At 68.5% G+C, this 21,697-nt stretch carries 23 protein-coding genes and 1 riboswitch; of the genes, 16 read left to right on the top strand and 7 right to left on the bottom strand.

Going from position 1 to position 21,697, the window contains the following annotated elements; translation table 11 throughout:
• Positions 1–70: 70 nt before the first annotated feature.
• On the top strand, positions 71–208 hold the full coding sequence (locus ABIC66_RS01970) for a hypothetical protein (RefSeq protein ID WP_354067672.1): 138 nt from the start codon (positions 71–73) through the stop codon (positions 206–208).
• Between the two features lie 95 nt (positions 209–303).
• Positions 304–1,269, top strand: a complete 966-nt coding sequence (locus ABIC66_RS01965; protein WP_354067671.1) for an NAD(P)H-dependent flavin oxidoreductase — start codon at positions 304–306, stop codon at positions 1,267–1,269.
• Here ABIC66_RS01965 and ABIC66_RS01960 read toward each other — a convergent pair.
• Positions 1,266–2,024 (bottom strand): Crp/Fnr family transcriptional regulator, encoded by a 759-nt coding sequence (locus ABIC66_RS01960; RefSeq protein ID WP_354067669.1) that lies wholly within the window; start codon positions 2,022–2,024, stop codon positions 1,266–1,268. The two genes, ABIC66_RS01965 and ABIC66_RS01960, sit on opposite strands and share 4 nt — an antisense overlap.
• 108 nt (positions 2,025–2,132) lie before the next feature.
• Between ABIC66_RS01960 and ABIC66_RS01955 the strand changes: the two genes are divergently transcribed.
• Entirely contained in the window at positions 2,133–2,675 is a 543-nt protein-coding gene (locus tag ABIC66_RS01955) for a hypothetical protein (protein ID WP_354067668.1), read from the top strand.
• On the opposite strand, the gene ABIC66_RS01950 is transcribed toward ABIC66_RS01955, so the two are convergent.
• Positions 2,668–2,877 carry a hypothetical protein gene (locus ABIC66_RS01950; RefSeq protein ID WP_354067667.1) on the bottom strand — a complete coding sequence of 70 codons (210 nt, stop codon included), beginning with the start codon at positions 2,875–2,877 and terminating at the stop codon, positions 2,668–2,670. The genes ABIC66_RS01955 and ABIC66_RS01950 overlap by 8 nt on opposite strands.
• Before the next feature lie 179 nt (positions 2,878–3,056).
• On the opposite strand from ABIC66_RS01950, the gene ABIC66_RS01945 reads away from it, so the two are divergent.
• From ABIC66_RS01945 to ABIC66_RS01925, 5 genes are all read left to right on the top strand, one after another.
• Entirely contained in the window at positions 3,057–3,485 is a 429-nt protein-coding gene (locus ABIC66_RS01945; protein ID WP_354067666.1) for a TIGR02301 family protein, read from the top strand.
• A gap of 33 nt (positions 3,486–3,518) precedes the next feature.
• On the top strand, positions 3,519–4,481 hold the full coding sequence (locus tag ABIC66_RS01940; protein WP_354067665.1) for an SPFH domain-containing protein: 963 nt from the start codon (positions 3,519–3,521) through the stop codon (positions 4,479–4,481).
• Between the two features lie 4 nt (positions 4,482–4,485).
• Positions 4,486–4,947 carry an NfeD family protein gene (locus tag ABIC66_RS01935; RefSeq protein WP_354067663.1) on the top strand — a complete coding sequence of 154 codons (462 nt, stop codon included), beginning with the start codon at positions 4,486–4,488 and terminating at the stop codon, positions 4,945–4,947.
• Between the two features lie 90 nt (positions 4,948–5,037).
• Positions 5,038–5,964, top strand: a complete 927-nt coding sequence (locus tag ABIC66_RS01930) for an ABC transporter ATP-binding protein (RefSeq protein WP_354067661.1) — start codon at positions 5,038–5,040, stop codon at positions 5,962–5,964.
• The gene (locus tag ABIC66_RS01925; RefSeq protein ID WP_354067659.1) at positions 5,961–6,722 is read left to right on the top strand and encodes an ABC transporter permease; all 762 of its coding nucleotides are present in this window, start codon (positions 5,961–5,963) and stop codon (positions 6,720–6,722) included. The genes ABIC66_RS01930 and ABIC66_RS01925 overlap by 4 nt, the downstream gene beginning before the upstream one ends.
• Positions 6,723–6,810: 88 nt before the next feature.
• Here the strand turns inward: ABIC66_RS01925 and ABIC66_RS01920 are convergent, their stop codons facing one another.
• Together ABIC66_RS01920 and ABIC66_RS01915 are read right to left on the bottom strand one after the other, a co-directional pair.
• Positions 6,811–7,290 carry a recombinase family protein gene (locus tag ABIC66_RS01920; RefSeq protein ID WP_354067658.1) on the bottom strand — a complete coding sequence of 160 codons (480 nt, stop codon included), beginning with the start codon at positions 7,288–7,290 and terminating at the stop codon, positions 6,811–6,813.
• Between the two features lie 74 nt (positions 7,291–7,364).
• Positions 7,365–8,219: an SDR family oxidoreductase gene (locus tag ABIC66_RS01915; RefSeq protein WP_354067657.1), complete on the bottom strand. Its 855-nt coding sequence runs from the start codon at positions 8,217–8,219 to the stop codon at positions 7,365–7,367.
• Positions 8,220–8,339: 120 nt separating this feature from the next.
• Between ABIC66_RS01915 and ABIC66_RS01910 the strand changes: the two genes are divergently transcribed.
• Positions 8,340–8,711: a winged helix-turn-helix transcriptional regulator gene (locus tag ABIC66_RS01910; protein ID WP_502910278.1), complete on the top strand. Its 372-nt coding sequence runs from the start codon at positions 8,340–8,342 to the stop codon at positions 8,709–8,711.
• A 37-nt stretch (positions 8,712–8,748) separates the two neighbouring features.
• Here the strand turns inward: ABIC66_RS01910 and rnhA are convergent, their stop codons facing one another.
• From rnhA to ispH, 3 genes are read right to left on the bottom strand one after another with little or no spacing between them, the layout of a single operon-like run.
• Complete coding sequence (gene rnhA, locus ABIC66_RS01905) at positions 8,749–9,198, bottom strand: ribonuclease HI (RefSeq protein ID WP_354067653.1); 450 nt, start codon at positions 9,196–9,198, stop codon at positions 8,749–8,751.
• The gene (gene thrB / locus ABIC66_RS01900; RefSeq protein ID WP_354067652.1) at positions 9,195–10,148 is read right to left on the bottom strand and encodes a homoserine kinase; all 954 of its coding nucleotides are present in this window, start codon (positions 10,146–10,148) and stop codon (positions 9,195–9,197) included. The genes rnhA and thrB overlap by 4 nt, the downstream gene beginning before the upstream one ends.
• A gap of 42 nt (positions 10,149–10,190) precedes the next feature.
• Positions 10,191–11,150, bottom strand: a complete 960-nt coding sequence (gene ispH / locus ABIC66_RS01895) for a 4-hydroxy-3-methylbut-2-enyl diphosphate reductase (RefSeq protein ID WP_354067650.1) — start codon at positions 11,148–11,150, stop codon at positions 10,191–10,193.
• A 142-nt stretch (positions 11,151–11,292) separates the two neighbouring features.
• Between ispH and ABIC66_RS01890 the strand changes: the two genes are divergently transcribed.
• The 7 genes from ABIC66_RS01890 to gcvPB all read left to right on the top strand — a co-directional run bounded on the left by ABIC66_RS01890 (position 11,293) and on the right by gcvPB (position 21,594).
• Positions 11,293–12,006, top strand: a complete 714-nt coding sequence (locus ABIC66_RS01890) for a Tat pathway signal sequence domain protein (protein ID WP_354067649.1) — start codon at positions 11,293–11,295, stop codon at positions 12,004–12,006.
• A complete protein-coding gene (gene argS, locus ABIC66_RS01885) occupies positions 12,003–13,805 on the top strand; it encodes an arginine--tRNA ligase (protein WP_354067647.1) in 1,803 nt (600 codons plus the stop codon). The genes ABIC66_RS01890 and argS overlap by 4 nt, the downstream gene beginning before the upstream one ends.
• Before the next feature lie 240 nt (positions 13,806–14,045).
• Positions 14,046–16,550 (top strand): zinc-dependent metalloprotease, encoded by a 2,505-nt coding sequence (locus ABIC66_RS01880; RefSeq protein WP_354067645.1) that lies wholly within the window; start codon positions 14,046–14,048, stop codon positions 16,548–16,550.
• 251 nt (positions 16,551–16,801) lie between these two features.
• Positions 16,802–16,892, top strand: a riboswitch (glycine riboswitch).
• Between the two features lie 166 nt (positions 16,893–17,058).
• The gene (gene gcvT, locus ABIC66_RS01875) at positions 17,059–18,168 is read left to right on the top strand and encodes a glycine cleavage system aminomethyltransferase GcvT (RefSeq protein ID WP_502910277.1); all 1,110 of its coding nucleotides are present in this window, start codon (positions 17,059–17,061) and stop codon (positions 18,166–18,168) included.
• Between the two features lie 15 nt (positions 18,169–18,183).
• Positions 18,184–18,549 carry a glycine cleavage system protein GcvH gene (gcvH, locus tag ABIC66_RS01870; protein WP_354067643.1) on the top strand — a complete coding sequence of 122 codons (366 nt, stop codon included), beginning with the start codon at positions 18,184–18,186 and terminating at the stop codon, positions 18,547–18,549.
• A 124-nt stretch (positions 18,550–18,673) separates the two neighbouring features.
• Complete coding sequence (gcvPA, locus tag ABIC66_RS01865) at positions 18,674–20,020, top strand: aminomethyl-transferring glycine dehydrogenase subunit GcvPA (RefSeq protein WP_354067641.1); 1,347 nt, start codon at positions 18,674–18,676, stop codon at positions 20,018–20,020.
• Positions 20,017–21,594 (top strand): aminomethyl-transferring glycine dehydrogenase subunit GcvPB, encoded by a 1,578-nt coding sequence (gene gcvPB, locus ABIC66_RS01860; protein ID WP_354067639.1) that lies wholly within the window; start codon positions 20,017–20,019, stop codon positions 21,592–21,594. The genes gcvPA and gcvPB overlap by 4 nt, the downstream gene beginning before the upstream one ends.
• Positions 21,595–21,697: the final 103 nt, after the last annotated feature.

Genomic DNA, 21,697 nt, shown 5'->3' with positions numbered 1-21,697 from the left:
GGCGGTGAGAAGGTTTCGCTTAAGGCAGTCCGGACATCAGATTTGGGCGCCGAACGAGGAAACGAGAGAGATGACGCCCCAAGACGTTGTCAGCCTGGCCCCGCCACGCGGCTTCCTGACGCTGATCGCTCTGGTCCTGACGGCCATGGCCAGCTGCTTCTGGACGTGCGAGTCGGACGTCGAGGCCGAGCTGGCCCGACACAGGTAGGTTCGGCACAGATAGGCCACGGCTAACCTCGCGGCAGGCTTGCGGGCCTGAGCGAGCCGATCATGCTTCCTGAGTTGACCTCGGGAGGATGGATCATGGGCTTGCGCACACCGCTCTGCGATCTTCTGCATATCGAGCATCCGATCCTGCTGGCCGGCATGGGCGGGGTGTCCTACGCGCCGCTGGCGGCGGCCGTGTCGAACGCCGGCGGCTATGGCGTGCTGGGCATGGCCGGGACCTCGCCGCACTTCATCCGCGCCCAGATGCGCGAGGTCAAAAGCCTCACCGACAAGCCGTTCGGCGTCGACCTGCTGGCCGCCACGCCCGACGCCCTGACCGCCAGCGTCGAGGTGATCATCGAGGAGGGCGCGAGCGCCTTCGTCGCCGGCCTGGGCGTGCCGCTGCCGATCATCGAACGCCTGAAGACGGCCGGGCTGAAGGTCATGGTCGTTTGCGGCGCGGTGAAACACGCGGTCAAGGCCGAGCAGGCCGGCTGCGACGCGGTCATCTGCCAGGGCGGCGAAGGCGGTGGTCACACGGGCCTGGTCGGCACCCTGCCGCTGGTCGCCCAGGCGGTCGAGGCGGTGAAGATCCCGGTCGTGGCGGCCGGCGGCCTGCACGACGGACGGGGGCTGGCGGCGGCGCTGGCTCTCGGGGCGCAGGGCGTCTGGATGGGCACGCGCTTCATCGCCAGTCTCGAGGCCCACGCCGGCGATCTCTACCGCCAGGCGGTGGTCGAGGCGGCCGACGAAGACACGGTCCGCACCCGCTGCTACTCGGGCAAGCCGATGCGGGTGCGCAAGAACGCCTATGTCGAAGACTGGGAGGCGCGGCCGGCCGACATTCAGCCGTTCCCCCAGCAAGCCATGGTCTCGATCCAGGCGGGCGCGATGGGCGGCATCGGCGGCCAGGTCGAGGGACTGGATCCGGACAAGTCCTGCTTCGCCATGGGCCAGAGCGCCGGCGGCGTTCGCGAGATCCTGCCGGCCGGCGAGATCGTGGCGCGGCTGGTCAGCGAGGCCGAGGCGGCGCTCGTCCGGGCGAACGGGTTCCGAACTTAGTCGGCCACCTTCGGCAGCACCTTGCGGAAGTGCGCCTCGACCGCGTCGTGGCACTCGCAGGCGCGCTTTTCGAGGCCGGGGCGGTCCAGAACCTCCACCTTGCCGCGACCGATATGGATGATCCCGGCGTCCTGCAGGGCGCGGGCGACGGCGCTGATCGTCGTGCGCTGCACGCCCAGCATCTGGGCCAGGGTCTCCTGGGTCAGGCGGATCGGCTCGTCGCCCGAGCGGTCGTGGGCGAACAGCAGCCAGCGGCAGGCGCGCTGCTCGATCGGATGCAGGGCGTTGCAGGCCGCGACCTGCATCATCTGGGCGATGAACACGTCGGCGGCGCGATCGAACAGGTCGCCCACGGCGGCGTGGCGGCCCTTGAGCTCCTCCAGCCGGCTGGTCGGCAGGCAGAAGGCGTAGCCGGGCACGCGCACGACGGCCCGGCCATAGGCGGGCTTGAAGCCGGCGCTGACGACGCCGCCGATCGCGCCCTCGAAGCCGATGCTGGCGGCCTCGATCTCCTGGCCGTCGGCGGTGACGACCAGCAGCGAGGCCTGGGTCGGGCCGCAGGGCAGGTAGGTGTGCTCCACGTCGTCGCCCGCGTCGAACAGCACCGCGTCCTGCGGCAGGTCGACCAGCACCAGGTGCGGCGCGAGTTCGGCCAGGGCGTCTGGGCGCAACGCGGCCAGCAGGCGGTTGGACTCATAGGGCGGGGCGCTGGCGCCCTCGGCGGCGCTGCGGACAATACGGGCGGTGGCGGTCATGCGAACCTCCGGTGGCGCTTTCGAGGGGTTAAGCGCGCGGCGAACGGCTTAGTTTCCCGTGGACGGCGAGACTCTTCCGAAGCACCCTCCCGCCGATCGGAGAACGGCATGATCGCGCGGCGACATCTGAGGCGACGGCTCAGTCAATACGGCGCCCTTTGGCTGGGGGCGTTCGTCGTGACGCTGACGGCGATGGCGCTGGCGGTGTTCGCCGCGCGCCTGCCGTTGGCGGAGACCGCCGACCTGGCTCTGCCCGCCGCCTTCGCCCTGCTGGGCCTGGCGGTCGTGGCCGGCGTTGGGATCACCGTGACCAGGGACGTGGGCCTGTCGACCAAGTCGCTGGTCACGGCTCTGGCCCTGCTGCTGATCCTGCCGCTGCTGTGGGCCCCGGTGCTGGCCGTGGTGGTCACGGCCGCGATCGCCGGCGTATCGGTGGAATATTCGCGGGCCTATGCCGAGTTCCGCATCGTCGTCAGCAACCTGATCTATCCGCTGGTCGCCATGCTAGGCGAAGACCCTTTGGTCAATCTCGTCTGGCAAGCGTTCCAGGTCGTCGCCTCGATCGTCGGCGCGATCGCGTCGATTCTGCAGGTGTGGCGGGTGGTCAAGCCGTGGCTGTATGGCCCCGACGAGCTCGAGGAGGCTAGCTGAGGGAAATCGGGCGGGGCAGCACCCAGTCTTCTTGCTGTTCGTGCAGCATCACCGGCAGGCCCAGACCCGCCGGATGCTCGGCCAGGCGGCGGGCCGCGGCGCGCGCTTCGCCGCGCGTCTCGTAGGCGCCAAAGCGCAGGTTGTCGCCGATGATGGACCAGCGATCGCCGACCCGCACGACACCGTAATGCACCTCAGTCATGAGCAGACCTCCTTGCAGTATCCACAGGGAACGCCCGATCCGTGGCCACCGCAAGGCCTTTATCGTCAAAGCTTTTCTGACAACGCTGGACATTCTATCCCCAAGCTCGCGGCGACGGTTGTTCGCCTTTCGGGCGCGGGGCCGTGACAGGCCGACGGGGTTTGGCGATAACAGGCGCCATGTCGCGTCCGTTCCTTCTCGGCGTCGCCCTGGCCGCCCTCGTCGTCTCTCCGGTTCTCGCCCAAGAGCGGGACGCGGGCGAGCGCCAGCGCCTCCTGGACCTCGCCTACGCCCTGGGCGAGAGCCACGCTCTGCGCCAGGTCTGCGAGGGCGAGGGCGATCAGTACTGGCGCGCCCGCATGGTCCGATTGACCGAGGTCGAACAGGCCGACCAGGCCTTCGATGTGCAGATGCGCGAGCGGTTCAACACCGGCTTCGCTTCGCGCCGAAGCGAATATCCGACCTGCGACGCAGCCAGCCGCAAGGCCGAGCAGCAGGCCGCCCGCCGAGGCCAGGCCCTGGCCCAGAAGCTGTCGCGGTCGGTGCGCAAGGCGAGTCCGCCCGTCCATGATCCGGATTCCATGGCGGAAGGCGAAGGGGCGCGCTAACCTCAACCGCAAGGTTGTGGAGGAGGGGGCGTCTTGGGCACGTCGATCGTCGTACTGGTGCTGCTGATCCTGGCGTTCGTGCTGGTGATCAGCGTGATCAAGATCGTGCCGCAGGGGCGCGAATTCACCGTCGAGCGGTTCGGCCGCTACACTCGGACCCTGAAGCCCGGCATCAGCATCCTGACCCCGTTCGTCGAGACGATCGGGCGGCGGGTGAACATGATGGAGCAGGTGCTGGATGTCCCGCAGCAGGAGGTCATCACCAAGGACAACGTGTCGGTGAAGGTCGACGCCATCGTCTTCATCCAGGTGATGGACGCCGCCGCGGCGGCCTATCGGGTCGACAACCTGATCTACGCCATCACCCAGCTGGCCCAGACCAACCTGCGCACCGTCGTCGGCTCGATGGAGCTGGACGAGGTGCTCAGCCAGCGCGACGCGATCAACACCCGGCTGCTGTCGACCATCGACCACGCCACCGGCCCTTGGGGCGTGAAGGTCGCACGGATCGAGATCAAGGACCTGACGCCGCCGCCGGACATCACCAACGCCATGGCCCGCCAGATGAAGGCCGAGCGCGAAAAGCGCGCGGTGATCACCGAGGCCGAGGGCGAGAAACAGTCCCAGATCGCTCGCGCCGAGGGCCAGAAGCAGTCGGCCATCCTGCAGGCCGAGGGCCGCCGCGAGGCCGCCTTCCGCGACGCCGAGGCCCGCGAACGGGAAGCCGAGGCGGAAGCCAAGGCGACGGCCTTCGTCTCGGAGGCCATCTCGAAGGGCGACGTCAATGCGATCAACTACTTCATCGCCCAGAAATACGTCGAGGCGTTCGGTGAGCTGGCCCGCAGCCCGCAGCAGAAGACCGTGATCGTGCCGGCCGACTTCGCTGGCCTGACCGGAACCGTCGCGGGCGTCAGCGAGCTGATCAAGAGCCTGGGCGCCGACGCGCCGCGCCCAGCTGCCACCAGCACGCCGACCGGCGGCAAGCGCGGAGCCTGATCCCATGGACGCCCTGGGAGGCTTCTACGCGATGCATCCGCTCTGGCTGTGGCTGGCGGTCGCGGCCCTGTTCCTGGCGATCGAGGTCGGCACCGGCAGCGGTTGGCTGCTGTGGCCGGCCGCCAGCGCCTTCGCCGTCGCCGTGGTCGCGCAAGTCCTGCACCCCGGCCCGGCGGTCGAGCTGGGCCTGTTCGCGATCCTGACCATCGCCACCACCTATCTGGCGCGACGTTTCCTGCGGCCGGTCCTGGAACCCGACAGTCCCGACCTCAACGACCCGCTGCAACGCCTGATCGGCCAGCGCGGCCAGGTGCTGTCGACGTTCGAGCAGGGCCGCGGCCGGGTGTTCGTCGACGGCAAGGACTGGGCGGCCGAGACCGACGAACCGATCCCGGCGATCAGCCAGGAGGTGGTCGTCATCGGCGTCGACGGCGCGGTGCTGAAGGTGCGAAAGATCCCCACCTGAGGCGGCGCTGCTGACAAGATCGCGAAGCGCCCCTGTTATCCGGGCCGAACCACACCATGTGAGGCGCCATCTAGCCTCTGGGGAGAGCGCGTGACCTCCATCATTTCGGTATCGGGTCTGACCAAGACCTATGCGTCGGGCCATCAGGCCCTGAAGCGGATCGACCTCGACATCCGGCAGGGTGAGATCTTCGCCCTGCTGGGTCCGAACGGGGCGGGCAAGACCACCCTGATCAGCATCATCTGCGGCATCGTCAATCCCAGCGAGGGGACGATCCTGGCCGACGGCCACGACGTGGTGCGCGACTATCGCGCGGCGCGGACCAAGATCGGCCTGGTGCCGCAGGAGCTGCACACCGACGCCTTCGAGACCGTCTGGGCCACGGTGCGCTTCTCGCGTGGCCTGTTCGGCAAGCCGGCCAACGACGCCCTGATCGAGAAGATCCTTCGCGATCTCTCCTTGTGGGACAAGAAGGACAGCAAGATCATGGCGCTGTCGGGCGGCATGAAGCGCCGGGTGATGATCGCCAAGGCGCTCAGCCACGAGCCGACCATCCTGTTCCTGGACGAGCCCACCGCCGGCGTCGACGTCGAGCTGCGCCGCGATATGTGGGAGATGGTCCGCAAGCTGCGCGAGAGCGGCGTCACCATCATCCTGACCACCCACTACATCGAGGAGGCCGAGGAGATGGCCGACCGGATCGGGGTGATCAACAAGGGTGAGATCATCCTGGTCGAGGACAAGTCGGTCCTGATGCGCAAGCTGGGCAAGAAGCAGTTGACCGTGCACCTGCGCGAGCCGCTGACCGCCCTGCCGGCCGGCCTCACCGACCCGTCGCTGAGCCTGGCCAATGACGGCGCCGACCTCGTCTACACCTTCGACGCCCAGGCCGACGACACCGGCATCGCCGATCTTCTCAAGCGCCTCGCCGAGCAGGGCGTCGACTTCAAGGACCTGAAGACCGACCAGAGCTCGCTGGAGGACATCTTCGTCAGCCTGGTGAGGGCCCCGCAATGAACCTGTTCGCGATCAAGGCCATCTACCGCTTCGAAATGGCGCGCTGGTTTCGCACCCTGGCCCAGAGCGTCATCTCGCCGGTCCTGTCGACCAGCCTCTATTTCGTGGTGTTCGGCTCGGCGATCGGCTCGCGCATGCAGGCCATCGACGGCGTCAGCTACGGCGCCTTCATCGTGCCGGGACTGATCATGCTGTCGCTGCTGGGCGAGAGCATCTCCAACGCCTCGTTCGGCATCTACATGCCAAAATGGGCCGGCACGATCTACGAGTTGCTCTCGGCTCCGGTGGCCTGGATCGAGGCGGTGACCGGCTATGTCGGGGCGGCGGCCACCAAGTCGGTCTGTCTGGGCCTGCTGATCCTGGCGACGGCGCGGATCTTCGTGCCGTTCGAGATCGCCCATCCGTTCGTGATGCTGCTGTTCCTGGTCCTGACCTCGATCACGTTCAGCCTGTTCGGCTTCATCATCGGGGTCTGGGCCGACGACTTCCAAAAGCTGCAGATCGTGCCGCTGCTGGTCGTCACGCCGCTGACCTTCCTGGGTGGGAGCTTCTACTCGATCAAGATGCTGCCGCCGATCTGGCAGAAGATCACCCTGTTCAACCCGGTGGTCTATTTGATCAGCGGCTTCCGCTGGAGCTTCTACGGCCACTCCGACGTCAGCGTGGGCGTCAGCCTGGGCATGACCGCCGTGTTCCTGGCCGTCTGCCTGACGGCCGTTTGGTGGATCTTCAAGACGGGTTACCGGCTGAAGGTCTGATCTCCCCAAACGCCGCTCGTCCCCGCGAAAGCGGGGACCCAAGCCGAGTTTGGAGGGCTTATCTCCCGCCGCGCCATCCGCTGAAGAGTCAGCTTGGGTCCCCGCTTTCGCTGGGATGAGCGGATGAGTGGGGAGGGCTGGCCTGCGCCGCCTTCACGCCTTGCGGCCCGCCCTTGGCGATCAGCGCCGCCTCGGCCGCGCGGATCAGCGGCCGCTCGGCGTTGAAGTCCGCCAGCACTTGGCAGGCGGCGAAGAAGGCCGGGTCGGCGCGGGTGTCGATCTCGGGCTGGGCGACGACCAGGGCCAGGCCGCGCGTCTCGAGCCGCGACACCACGTCCAGCAGGTCGACCATCGTCCCGGCCAGGGCGTGCAGGCTCAGCACCGCCAGGGTTCCGCCGTCCTCGAGGGCGGCCAGGGCGCGATCGAGGCCCGGCCGGACCACGCCGGCCGGCAGGCAGCGGTCGCTGAACACCTCCTGGCAGCCCATCAGCAGCAGGCGCTCCTCCTGGACGGGGCTGAAGAAGACGCCGCGCACCGGAGGCACGCGATAGTAGCCGACGAGGTTCATCCGCCGGTGCTTTGCAGACCAGCTGGCCGTTGGCGAGGGATTTCCATCGCTTCCAGCCGGCCGCCCACAGGTTCCTAGCTTGCCGCCTTCAGCGCCGAGGCGACGGCGACCGACAGCGGCGTCGTCGGACGGCCGATCAGGCCCGACAGCTGGCGCCCTTCGTCGAACAGCCCACCCTGGGCGACGCCCACGTCCGACTGGGCGAGGATCGCCGCATACGGGGCCGGCAGGCCGAAGCTCTCCAAGATCCGGGCGTACTCCGCCTCGGGCAGATCGGTGTAGTCGACGGGCTTGGCGGTCTGTCGCGAGATCTCGGCGGCGAGGTCGGCGCGGGTGAAGGCGGTGTCGCCGGCCAGTTCGTAGACCCGGTTCTCCGCGTCTGGCGTCGAGACCACCACGGCGGCGGCCTCGGCATAGTCCTCGCGCGTCGCGGCCGAGATCCGGCCCTCGCCCGAGGCGCCGATCACCGCGCCGGCTGCGATCGCGCCGGCCAAGGCGCCGGTATAATTCTCGACGTACCAGCCGTTGCGCAGCAGGGCGTAGGTAAGGCCCGAGGCCTTGATCAGGGCCTCGGTGGCCCTGTGCTCGTCGGCCAGGGCGATCGGCGTCGTGTCGGCGCGCAGGATGCTGGTGTAGGCGATCCGCTTCACGCCGGCGGCCTTGGCGGCTTCGATGACGTTGCGGTGCTGGGCCAGGCGCTGGCCGACTGCGTCGCTGGAGATCAGCAGCAGGGTGTCGACGCCCTCCAGGGCGGCGACCAGGGTCTCGGGCTTGGCGTAGTCGGCGGCGCGGACGGTCACGCCCAGGTCCGCCGCCTTGGCCGGATCGCGCGCCAGGGCGACGATGTCGCCGGCGGGGGCGCGGGCCTTCAGTTTCTCGATGACGAGACGGCCCAGCTGGCCGGTGGCGCCCGTGACGGCGATGGTCATGATCGTTCTCCGTTGATGACGGGACCGATCTGGGATCCTTGCTTACTTTTCGTAAGTACATACATAAATGTTAGTATGAAAGAAAATCGCACCCCCTCCGCGTCCTTGTCGGAAAAGCTGATGCGCGGCGACGTGATGGCCGCCGGCTGTCCGTCGCGCGAAGTGCTCAAGCACGTGACCAGTCGCTGGGGCGTCCTGGTGCTGATGGCGCTGGAGACGGGCACGCGCCGGTTCAGCGCGCTGCGACGCGGTGTCGGCGGCGTCAGCGAGCGCATGCTCGCCCAGACCCTGCAGCAGCTGGAGGCCGACGGCTTCGTGCGCCGCGTGGCCTACGAGGTCGTGCCGCCGCACGTGGAGTACAGCCTGACGCCGCTGGGCTTAGAGGTCGCCGAGCGAGTGCGTGGCCTGGCCGACTGGATCGAGCTCAATCTCGACCGAATCCTGCCGCATTGGAGCGAAGCCGACAGGGCGGCCTATCCGCCGCCGCCCTAGCTTCAAAAGTTTAGAGCGGGACCGACGCGACCGCGGCCTAAAGAACGCGCGGGTTCGCCTGGCGCAGGCCCTCGTTGGCCAGGGCGTCGGCGCGCTCGTTCAGCGGATGGCCGGCGTGGCCCTTGACCCAGCGCCAGTCGACGTCGTGCCGCTCGCGCGCGGCGTCGAGCCGCTTCCACAGGTCGTCGTTCTTGACCGGGCTCTTGTCGGCCGTCTTCCAGCCGCGCGCCTTCCAGCCGCGGATCCACTCCTGGATGCCCTTCATCACGTACTGGCTGTCGGTGTGCAGCTCGATCTTGCAGGGACGGTTCAAGAGCTCCAGCGCCTGGATGGCGGCCATCAACTCCATGCGGTTGTTGGTGGTCGCCGGCTCGCCGCCGCAGATTTCCTTCTTCTTGTCGCCATAGAACAGGATGGCGCCCCAGCCGCCCGGGCCCGGATTCCCCTTGCAGGCCCCGTCGGTATAGATCGTGACCTTGGGCGTCATGCGAACAGCACGAGCCCTTCGCGATGGACGGCCAGCTTGCGCTCGTATTCCAGCGGATCCTTGGGCCGGACCAGGGCTCCAGCGGGCGTCGCGCCCCAGTCGGCCAGGCGGGTGAGGAAGAAGCGCATGGCCGCGCCGCGGGCCAGGATCGGCAGGGCTTCTTTCTCGGCCGGGCTCAGCGGCCGGCGGCGCTCGTAGCCGTTCAGCAAGGCCTTGCCGGCGGTGATGTTGAAGCTGCCGTCGGGCTCGAAGCACCAGGCGTTCAGGGTCACGGCCACGTCGTAGGCATAGGCGTCGTCGCAGGCGAAATAGAAGTCGATCGCCGCGGCGAACTTGCCGTTCGACTGGAAGAAGACGTTGTCGGGGAAGTAGTCGGCGTGAATCGTTCCCGCCGGCAGATTGCGCGGCCACATCAGGGCCAGTTGCGCCAGGTCGGTGTCGATGGTGGCCGACAAGCCCGGTTTCAGGTCCTCGGCGGCCTTGCGGTGCTTGGCGAACAGCGGCGACCAGGCCTGTTGGCCCAGGTCATTGGCGCGACGGCCAGGATAGCCTTCGCCGGCCAGGTGCAGCCAGGCCAGGCCCTCGCCGGCCTCGCGACAATGGGCCACGGTCGGCTTGCGCGCCGACAGGCCGGGCAGGAACTCGACGATCGCCGCCGGCTTGCCGCGCAGGTTGGACAGCGTCGCGCCCTTGCGGTTCGCGATGGGCCGGGCGCTGGGAAAGCCCTTGTCGGCCAGCCAGGTCAGCATGTTGAGGAAGTAGGGCAGGTCCTCGGCCTTCACCCGCCGCTCGTAGACGGTCAGGATGTAGCGGCCCGTCTCCGTCTCCAGCAGGAAGTTGGAGTTCTCCACGCCCTCGGCGATGCCCTTGAACGCCAGCGGGGCGCCCAGGTCATAGCCTTCCAGAAAGGCTTCGAGTTCCGCGTCGGTGATATCGGTATAGACGGCCATGACGCCGGGATGCTCGACGCGAGGCCCGCGGTCAAGCCGCCGCTAGGCCGTCAGCAACCTCGGCAGCTTGAACGTGATCGTCTCGCGCGCCTCGACCAGTTCCTCGACAGTGGTGTCGAAGCGGGCGGAGATGGCGTCGATGACGCCTTGCACCAGGTCCTCAGGGGCCGAGGCGCCGGCGGTCAGGCCGACGCGCGAGACCCCTTCGAACCAGCTCCAGTCGATCCCGTTGGCGTCGTCGATCAGATGGGCGGCTGTGGCGCCGGCCTTCAGGCCGACCTCCATCAGGCGCACCGAGTTGGACGAGTTCTTCGAGCCGACCACCAAGACGAGCTCGGCCTGCTCGGCCAGGTGCTTGACCGCGTCCTGACGGTTGGTGGTGGCGTAGCAGATGTCTTCCTTGTGCGGGGCGGCGATGCCCGGGAAGCGCTCGCGCAGCAAGGCGACCATGTCGGCGGTGTCATCGACCGACAGGGTGGTCTGGGTCAGGAAGGCGACGTTGGCTGCGTCCTTGGGAACCCAGGCGGCGGCGTCCTTGATGTCCTCGATCAGGGTGACCGCGCCCTCGGGCAGCTGGCCCATGGTGCCGATCACTTCCGGATGGCCGGCGTGGCCGATCAGCACGATCTCGCGGCCGGCGTCGTAGTGCTTCTGGGCCTCGACGTGGACCTTCGAGACTAGCGGGCAGGTGGCGTCCAGATAGATCATCTCGCGCGACTTGGCCTCGGCCGGCACCGACTTGGGCACGCCGTGGGCGGAGAACACCACCGGGCGATCGTCGGGGGCCTCGGACAGCTCCTCGATGAACACCGCGCCCATCGCCTTCAGGCGGTCGACGACGTGGCGGTTGTGCACGATCTCGTGACGCACATAGACCGGCGCGCCGAACTTCTCGACGGCGCGCTCGACGATCTGGATGGCGCGATCGACGCCGGCGCAAAAGCCGCGCGGGCTGGCCAGCACGAGCGAGATCGGTCGACGGATGGGCGTATGGGCGTTCATGACGCGGAAACTAGTCGCTCTAAGCCCCTGGCGCCAGGAGTCTGCGCCGTTGCGACGTCACGCATATGCCTTTATCAGGCTGCATGACGCCGATGGGGCCCATGGCCCCGCTTGGCTCTTCTTTTCTCGAACCGGACGTTTCATGCGCCGCACTCTCCCGCTCGCCCTCAGCGCCCTGATGGCCGTCTCGATCGCCGCGACGACGGTGACGATCGCCCACGCCCAGTCGCGCGGCGACCAAGGCGGCGGCCAGGACGACGACCAGAGCGCCAAGAAGAAGAAACGCGACGAGGAGTGGAACCAGCCCAAGGCTCCGCTGCCGCAGCTGCGCAACGCCGGCCCGTGCCCCTATGTGAAGGTGCTTTACGACGCCAGCCGCTATGTCGAGTTCAAGGACGCCAAGGAATCGGCCGCCCAGGCCGGCTTCACCGGCGAGATCCAGAGCATCGCCTCGGGCTGCGCCTACAAGGGCGACGAGCCGATCAAGATCCGCGTCGAGGCCCTGTTCCAGCTGGGTCGCGGTCCCAAGGCCCAGGGCGACAAGCACGTCTATCGCTACTGGGTGGCGGTGACCGAGCGGAACCAGGCCGTGATCGCCAAGGAATATTTCGACCTGCCGGTGACCTTCGCCTCCGGCCAGGACCGCGCCTATGCGCGTGACACCATCGAACAGATCACCATCCCGCGCGCCGACGCCAAGGTCAGCGGCGGCAATTTCGAAGTGCTGATCGGCTTCGACGTGACGCCGGAAATGGCGGCCTTCAACCGCGAGGGCAAGCGCTTCCGCGTCAATGCCGGCCAGACGGCTCAAGCGCAGCCGAGCCAGACCCCAGCAGGGACGACTACCAAGCAATGAACGATTTGAAGCGGTCCCTGAGCGAAGCGGCCGCGGCCGCTTTCCAGGCCGCCGGACTTGCTCCCGAGTTCGGACGCGTCACCGCCTCCGACCGCCCCGACCTGGCTGATTTCCAGTGCAACGGCGCCCTCGCGGTGGCCAAGAGCGCCAAGCGCAATCCGCGCGAGATCGCCGTCCAGGTCGTCGACATCCTGAAGGGCGATCCGCGCCTGGCCTCGGTCGAGATCGCCGGGGTCGGCTTCATCAACATGCGCGTCAGCGACGAGGCCCTATCGGCCCGCGCCCGCGAGATCGCCTCCGACGACCGCGTCGGCGCCCAGCTGCTGGAAACGCCGCGCCGGGTGCTGATCGACTATGCCGGCCCGAACGTGGCCAAGCCGATGCACGTGGGCCACCTGCGCGCCTCGATCATCGGCGAGTCGGTCAAGCGCCTGTACCGCTTCCGCGGCGACGACGTGGTGGGCGACGCGCACTTCGGCGACTGGGGTTTCCAGATGGGCCTGCTGATCAGCGCCATCATGGACGAGGATGCCTTCATCAACGCCTTGATGCAGAAGCTGCCGGAAGCGCCGCGCGGCTTCTCGTCGGCGGACGAGGCCAAGGTGATGGCCGAGTTCGAGAGCCGGATCACCCTAGCCGATCTCGACCGCATCTATCCGGCCGCCTCGGTGCGCCAGAAGGAAGATCCGGCGTTCAAGGAGCGCGCCCGCAAGGCGACGGCCGAACTGCAGAACGGCCGCTTCGGCTATCGCCTGCTGTGGCGCCACTTCGTCAAGGTCAGCCGCGTGGCCCTGGAACGCGAGTTCCATGCCCTGGGCGTCGACTTCGACCTGTGGAAGGGCGAAAGCGACGTCAACGATCTGATCGAGCCGATGGTCCACCAGTTGGAGGTCAAGGGCCTGCTGGTCGAGGACCAGGGCGCCCGCATCGTCCGCGTGGCCCGCGAGGGCGACAAGCAGGATGTGCCGCCGCTGCTGGTCGTCTCGTCGGAAGGCTCGGCCATGTACGGCACGACCGACCTGGCCACGATCCTGGACCGCCGCAAGTCGTTCGACCCGCACCTGATCCTCTACTGCGTGGACCAGCGCCAGGCGCTGCACTTTGAGACCGTGTTCCGCGCCGCCTATCTGGCTGGGTACGCCGCCGAAGGGTCGCTGGAGCATATCGGCTTCGGCACCATGAACGGCGCCGACGGCAAGCCCTTCAAGACCCGCGCCGGCGGCGTCCTGAAACTGCACGACCTGATCGAGATGGCTCGCGAGAAGGCCCGCGAGCGGCTGCACGAGGCCGGCCTCGGCGCCGAGCTGTCCGAGGCGCAGTTCGAGGACACCGCCCACAAGGTCGGCGTCGCGGCCCTGAAGTTCGCCGACCTGCAGAACTTCCGCGGCACCTCGTACGTCTTCGACCTCGACCGCTTCACCAGCTTCGAGGGCAAGACCGGCCCGTATCTGCTGTACCAGTCGGTGCGCATCAAGAGCGTGCTGCGCAAGGCCGCCGAGGCCGGCGCCACCGCCGGCCGGATCGTGATCCACGAGGCGGCCGAGCGTGACCTGGCCATGCTGCTGGACGCCTTCGAGGGCGCCCTGCAGGAGGCCTATGACAAGAAGGCTCCGAACTTCGTCGCCGAGCACGCCTACAAGCTGGCCCAGTCGTTCTCGAAGTTCTACGCGGCCTGCCCGATCATGACCGCCGACACCGAAGCGCTGCGCGCCTCGCGTCTGGCCCTGGCCGAGACCACCCTGCGCCAGCTGGAGCTGACGCTGGACCTGCTGGGCATCGAAGCGCCCGAGCGGATGTAGGGTTCGCGTCCGAACCGCTGGCTGAGAACGCCCATTAAACCGCTCTTCCCGGCGAAGGCCGGGATTCAGATTCAGCTCGAGCCTTTCGGGGTTTCATCTGGGCCCCGGGTTTCGCCGGGGAGAGCGGCGTTTGGAAAACGCCCGATTGGTAGGCAAGGCCGACTCATGTCGCCGCCCACCCGTTGCAATCTCCACGACACCGCCCGACAGTCCCGGCGTTTCGATGCGTCGGGGAAGCTCATGAACAAGTCCGGGATCGCCATGCTGATGGCGAGCGTCTGCGTGAGCGCGATCGCCGCGCCGGCCTTCGCCGAGAAGGCCAAGGCGCCGGCCAAGGGCAGTGACAAGTTCGCCGAGGCCACCGCCGGACTCGAGCGCAAGGACGGCCTGGTCCCGGTCTTCGTCGACAAGAAGGACGGCAAGATCCTGCTGCTGCTGCCCAAGCCGGGCGCGGACGGGATCGCCGGGCGCTACATCTACCAGACCTACCTGCGGGCTGGTCTCGGCTCGAACCCGACCGGTCTCGACCGCTCGGCCCCTGGCGACACCCAGATCATCGCCTTCCGTCGCGTGGGCGGCAAGGTCGTCGCCCAGTTCGAGAACTGGGGCTTTTCCGCCGCGCGCGGCTCGGCCGACGAACAGAAGGCGGTGGCCGACTCGTTCCCGATCTCCAGCGTCTGGTCGAACACGGTCGAGGCCGAGGCGCCGGACGGCGGGCTGCTGGTCGACGTCACCTCGTTCCTGACCCGTGACGCGCAAGGCGTCGCCAAGAGCCTCAAGCGCAGCAAGCAGGGCGACTTCCGGCTGAACGACGGCCTGTCCTACGCCGACACCGGCGAGGTGAACGTCTTTCCGCTGAACGTCGAGCTGGAGGCGGTCGAGACCTTCGTTGGCGACGATCCGGGCTCCGAGGTGCGCGGCATCGTCCCGGACCCGCGCAATGTCACCCTGGCCCTGCACTACTCGTTCGTGGCCCTGCCCGAGGCCGGCTATCTGCCGCGCCAGAACGATCCTCGGGTCGGGATCATCGACCATACCGTCGCCGACTATTCCGCGCCCTTGAACGCGCCGCTGGTCTATCGCCTGGTGCATCGCTTCCGCCTGGAGAAGACCGATCCGACGGCGGCCCGCTCGCCGGTCAAGAAGCCGATCGTGTTCTATGTCGACCGCGCCGCGCCCGAGCCGGTGCGCTCGGCCCTGATCGAGGGCGGCCGCTGGTGGAACCAGGCGTTCGAGGCCGCCGGCTTCGTGGACGCCTTCAAGGTCGAGGTGTTGCCCGACGGGGTGAGCCCGCTGGACGCTCGCTACAACGTCGTCAACTGGGTGCACCGCCAGACGCGCGGTTGGTCGTACGGTCACGCGGTGGTCGATCCGCGCACCGGCGAGATCATCAAGGGCGATGTCCTCTTGGGCTCGCAACGCATCCGCCAGGACCGGCTGATCTTCGAGGGGCTGGAGGGCGCGGGCGCCACGGGCAAGGGCGGGCCCAACGATCCGATCGAGATTTCTCTGGCCCGCCTGCGTCAGCTGGCCACCCACGAGATCGGCCATTCGATCGGCCTGCAGCACAACTTCGCCGCCAGCGGGTACGGCGGCCGCGCCTCGGTGATGGACTATCCGGCCCCGAAGATCGCCATCAAGGGCGGCCAGCTCGACTTTTCGGACGCCTATGCGCGCGGCGTCGGCGCCTGGGACCGGTTCGTGATCGACTGGCTGTACGGCCCCGCGCCCGCGGGGGCGGACGAGAAGGCCTGGCTGAAGGCCAAGGCCGACAAGAGCCAAGCCGACGGCCTGCGTTACGTGTCCGACGAAGACGCCCGCGCGTCCGACACGCCGCATCCGCTGGGCGCGGTGTGGGACAACGGTTCGGACCCGGTCGCCGAGCTCGACCACCTGATGGCTGTGCGCAAGATCGCTCTGGACCGCTTCGGCCTGGGCAATCTGCCGGCGGGCGCGTCGGTGGCGGACCTGCGGCGCGTCATCGTGCCGATCTATATCTTCCACCGCTACCAGGTCGACGCGACGGCCAAGCTGGTTGGCGGCGTGGACTTCACCTACGGCGCCGAGGGCGACGGCCACGAGGCCAGCAAGATCGTCCCGGCCGACCGCCAGGCCGCCGCGATCGACGCCCTGCTACGCACGCTGACGCCGTCCGCGCTCGACCTGTCCGACAAGGCGCTGGATGTCCTGACCTCGGGCCAGTCGCAGGGGACCGACCACGCCTATGAGATCGAGACGTTCGGCCAGGGCCCGGTCTTCGACCTGCCGGCTACGGCCGAGGTCGCCGCCGATCTCGTCTGGGGCGACCTGTTCGCGCCGGCGCGCCTGAACCGTCTGGTCGAGGCCAGGCGCCGCGATCCAACCCAGCCGGGCGTCGAGGGGCTGCTGGACAGAGCCCTGGCCTTCGCGGCCTTCGACGGCAAGGCGACCGGACGCCAGGCCGAACTGACCCGCCGCGCGCGCCAGCGGATGGTCGTCAACCTCGCCCAGGCCCTGGACGACAAGGGCCTGTCGCCGACCGCCGCGGCGATCATCCGCGCGCGCCTGGCCGACTGGGGCAAGAGTCTCAAGACCGCGGCCGGCGACGCGGCCGACAAGGCCCAGGCCCGCGCCCTGGCCGGGATCGTCGCCGACGAGAGCGGTGACCGCCTGGCGTCGCTGGTCGCCGACGGACGGAGCAAGCTCGTGATCCCGCCCGGTCCGCCGATCGGCGAAGACGACTGGTTCGGGGATTTCGGGCTCTAGGGTCTGGCCTCGGCTAGGGCTTTGAGATCTTTCATGAATTTCAAAGCAACAAATCCGTGTCATCCCGGAAGCCTCGCAGAGGCTATCCGGGACCCAGGGGCCAAGCGCTTTGCGGTAGCCCCTGGGGCCCGGCTCTCCACGCTTGCGCGCTCCGGCCGGGATGACACTGAATAGTTTGCTGCTTATGGAGTCCGGACCCTAGGGCGGGCAGGCCGCGCTTGACTCTGACCCGGCCCTCCCGCATGACCCCGACGACCCCAGCGGGAGACATCGGGATTCGCTCCCGAGGCCGAAGGCGCAACCGCCCCGGAAACGCTCAGGCAAAAGGACCGCGCGGGTTTAGAAACGCTGGAAAGTAGCCTCCCGCAAGGGCGGCTCGCCGAAGGAGCAAGGCCAAACCCAAACAGCAGAGGGGGGCGGCCGGAATCTCTCAGGTCCAAGGGACAGCGGGGGCGCGACCAACCGGCGGACGCCGGTCGTCTCGCCGACCCCGATTGGAGCCCGCCCCGTGTCCGACGATCTCAAGAAGACTCCCCTGTACGACGCCCACGTGGCGCTGGGCGCCCGCATGGTCCCGTTCGCGGGCTATTCCATGCCGGTGCAGTACAAGGACGGGGTGCTGAAGGAGCACCTGTGGACCCGCGAGCACGCCGGCCTGTTCGACGTCTCGCACATGGGTCAGGCCCGCATCCGCGGTGAGAACCCGGCCAAGAGCTTCGAGAAGGTCGTCTCGGCCGACTACCAGGGCCTGAAGCCCGGCAAGCAGCGCTACGGCGTGCTGTTGAATGCCGAGGGCGGAATCGTCGACGACCTGATGACCGCCCGTCCCGACGATGACGGCCTGTTCGTGGTGGTCAACGGCGCCTGCAAGGACAACGACTACGAGATCATCGCCAAGGCCCTGGCTGGCGAGGCCACGGTCACCCGTCTCGAGGACCGCGCGCTGCTGGCGCTGCAGGGCCCCGAGGCCGCCGCCGTGCTGGCCGCGCATGTTCCGGAAGCCGCCGGCATGGTGTTCATGGACACCGTGGCCCTGACCGCCTTCGGCGTCGACGCGATCCTCTCGCGCTCGGGCTATACCGGCGAGGACGGCTACGAGATCTCGGTTCCGGCCGACGCCGCCGAGCGCGTCTGGAACACCCTGCTGGCCGACGAGCGCGTCCGTCCGATCGGCCTGGGCGCTCGTGACAGCCTGCGCCTGGAGGCCGGCCTGCCGCTATACGGCCACGACCTGGACGAGACCGTCTCGCCGATCGAGGCCGGGCTGAACTTCGCTGTCGGCAAGTCGCGCCGCGAGGCCGGCGACTATCTGGGCTCGGCCCGGATCGCCAAGGAGCTGGCCGGCGAGCTGTCGCGCGTCCGCCTGAACCTGAAGGTGCTGGAAGGCGCGCCGGCCCGCGAAGGCGCCGAGATCGCCGACGAAGCAGGCAATGTGATCGGCAAGATCACCAGCGGCGGCTTCGCCCCCAGCCTGGGCTATCCCATCGCCATCGGTTTCGCCCCGCCGGCCTATGCGGCCGTGGGGACGAAGCTCAAGGTCATCGTGCGCGGCAAGCAGGCCGCCGCCGAGGTGGTCGCGACCCCGTTCGTCGCCAATCGTTACGTCCGCAAGATCTGAAAGAGGGCCAGACCAATGCGTTTCACCAAAGATCACGAGTGGGTCATCGTCCAGGGCGACGTGGCCACCGTCGGCATCACCGCCTACGCCGCCGAGCAGCTGGGCGACGTGGTGTTCGTCGAGGTTCCGGACGCCGGCAAGACCGTGAAGCAGGGCGACAGCCTGGCCGTGGTCGAGAGCGTCAAGGCCGCCTCGGACGTCTACGCTCCGGTGTCGGGCGAGGTCGTCGAGGGCAATGCCGAGCTCGGCGACGCGCCCGAGACGGTCAACGCCCTGCCGGAAAGCGGCGGTTGGTTCGCCAAGATCAAGCTGTCGAACCCGGCCGAGGTCGACGCCCTGATGGACCGCGACGCGTACGAAGCGTTCCTGGCCACTCTTTAGCTTTATCTGTCATCCCGGACGGGCGAAGGCCGATCCGGGACCGCTGGAAGCACCACGCTTTCCGAGGTCCCGGCTCTCCGCTGCGCTCCGGCCGGGATGACACGCAAATTTTGATAGGCGCCCAATGCGTTACCTCCCCCTGACCCCCGAAGACCGCGTCGAGATGCTCGGCGCGATCGGCGTCAAGTCGATCGACGACCTGTTCGTCGACGTGCCGGCCTCGGCCCGCCGCGACGGGACCGTCGACCTGCCGTTTCACGCCGGCGAGATCGAAGTCGAGCGCGAGATGGCGGGCCTGGCCCGTCGCAACCGCTCGGCGGGGGAGGGACCCTTCTTCTGCGGAGCCGGGGCCTATCGCCATCACGTGCCGGCCACGGTCGACCACATCATCCAGCGGTCGGAATTCCTGACCAGCTACACGCCGTACCAGCCGGAAATCGCCCAGGGCACGCTGCAGGTGCTGTTCGAGTTCCAGACCCAGGTCGCGGCCTTGACCGGCATGGAGGTGGCCAACGCCTCGCTCTATGACGGCTCGACCGGCGCGGCCGAGGCCGTGATGATGGCCCAGCGCGTCACCCGCCGGAACAAGGCGGTGATGTCGGGCGGCGTCCATCCGCACTACATCGAGACCATCGAGACCCTGGCCCACGCGGCCGGCGTCACGACCCAGGCCATGCCCGCGGCCGTCGACGCTGAGGACGCGGTGATCGCCGCCATCGACGCCGACACCGCCTGCGTCGTGGTCCAGACCCCGAACGTGTTCGGCACGGTCACCGACGTGACCAAGATCGCCGAGGCCGCTCACGCCGCCGGCGCGCTGCTGATCGTGGTCACCACCGAAGCCGTCTCGTACGGCCTGCTGAAGTCGCCCGGCGAGATGGGCGCCGACATCGCCGTGGCCGAGGGCCAGTCGATCGGCAACGGCCTGAACTTCGGCGGCCCCTATGTCGGCCTGTTCGCCTGCAAGGAAAAGTTCGTCCGCCAGATGCCCGGCCGCCTGTGCGGCGAGACCGTCGACGCCGACGGCCGCCGCGGCTTCGTCCTGACCCTGTCGACCCGCGAGCAGCATATCCGCCGCGACAAGGCGACCTCGAACATCTGCACCAACAGCGGCCTGTGCGCCCTGGCGTTCAGCATCCACATGAGCCTGCTGGGCGAGACGGGTCTGCGCCAGCTGGCCGCCCTGAATCACCAGAAGGCGCTCGCCCTGCGCGATGCGCTGAAGGCCGTGCCGGGCGTCCAGATCCTGACCCCGCGCTTCTTCAACGAGTTCGCGATCCGGTTGCCGAAGAACGCCGCCGACGTGGTCGAGACCCTGGCGAACAACGGCGTCATCGCCGGTGTGCCGTTCTCGCGCCTGGACGCGGGCGCGGGCCTGGACGACGTGCTGCTGGTCGCGGCAACCGAGACCACGCTCGACGTCGACATCACCTTCTTCGCCAAGATCCTCAGCAAGGCGGTGGCCCAATGAGCATGAACAACGTCGGCCGCCCCACGCGCCCGGAAACCGCCGCCAATGACGCTGGCGGTCACGAGACCCTGACCGGCGGTCGCGGGCTGCTGCAGGACGAGGCCCTGATCTTCGAACTGGACGGCTGGAACAAGACCGGCGTCGACCTGCCGGAAGCGACCGCGCCGTCGGGCGACCTGGCCGGCCTGCTGCGGGCCGAGCCGATCGGCCTGCCGGGCCTGTCGGAGCCCGAAGCCGTTCGCCACTACGTGCGCCTGTCCCAGAAGAACCACGCCATCGACCTGGCGCTGTATCCGCTGGGCTCGTGCACGATGAAGCACAATCCGCGCCTGAACGAGAAGATGGCGCGCCTGCCGGGCTTTTCCGACATCCACCCGCTGCAGCCGCAGTCGACCGTGCAGGGCGCCCTGCAGCTGATGGACCGCCTGGCCCACTGGCTGAAGACCCTGACCGGCATGCCCGCCGTCGCCCTGTCGCCCAAGGCCGGCGCCCACGGCGAGCTGTGCGGCCTGCTGGCCATCCGCGCCGCCCACGAGGCGGCCGGCAATGGCCATCGCAAGACCGTCCTGGCCCCGACCAGCGCCCACGGCACCAACCCGGCCACGGCGGCCTTCGTCGGCTACACCGTCGTCGAGATCGCCCAGACCGAAGACGGCCGCGTCGACCTGGCGGACCTGGAGTCCAAGCTCGGCGACCACGTGGCCGCGATCATGGTCACCAACCCCAACACCTGCGGCCTATTCGAGCGCGACGTCGTCGAGATCGCCCGCCTGACCCACGCGGCCGGGGCTTATTTCTACTGCGACGGCGCCAACTTCAACGCCATCGTCGGCCGGGTGCGCCCGGGCGACCTGGGCGTCGACGCCATGCACATCAACCTGCACAAGACCTTCTCGACGCCGCACGGCGGCGGCGGCCCGGGCGCCGGCCCGGTGGTGCTGTCGGAGGCCCTGGCGGCCTTCGCGCCGACGCCCTGGCTGGTCCATGGCGACGACGGCTTCTCGATGGTCGAGCACGCCGGCGAGGAGGGGGCCAAGACCGCATTCGGTCGCATGAGCGCCTTCCACGGCCAGATGGGCATGTATGTCCGCGCCTATGCCTACATGCTGAGCCACGGGGCCGACGGCCTGCGCCAGGTGGCCGAGGACGCCGTCCTCAACGCCAACTACATCAAGGCCCGGCTGAAGGACGTGATGAGCCCGGCCTTCCCGGACGGTCCGTGCATGCACGAGGCCCTGTTCGACGACGCCTGGTTGGAGGGCACCGGCGTGACCACGCTCGACTTCGCCAAGGCGATGATCGACGAGGGCTTCCATCCGATGACCATGTACTTCCCGCTGGTCGTCCACGGCGCGATGCTGATCGAGCCGACGGAGACCGAGAGCAAGCAGGAGCTCGACCGCTTTATCGAGGCCCTCCGGGCGCTCGCGGGCGCCGCCAAGGCCGGCGAGACGGAGCGCTTCAAGGGCGCGCCGTTCCACGCGCCGCTGCGGCGCCTGGACGAGACCCTGGCGGCTCGCAAGCCCCGGTTGAGATGGAAACCTGTTGCTACGGCGCCACTGGCCGCTGAATAGCATTCTCCATACCCCTGTTGCGACGGAAGGGCGCCTTTACGGCGCCCTCATCCCTCCACATATCGGAGGGGCGCGTCGGAGCTGACTGGCTTTTCCAGGGAGC

This window comes from Caulobacter sp. 1776 (genome assembly GCF_040545685.1).
GTDB lineage: Bacteria > Pseudomonadota > Alphaproteobacteria > Caulobacterales > Caulobacteraceae > Caulobacter.
The sequence above is the reverse complement of the archived record's forward strand: the minus strand, read 5'-3'. Positions and strand labels throughout refer to the sequence as shown.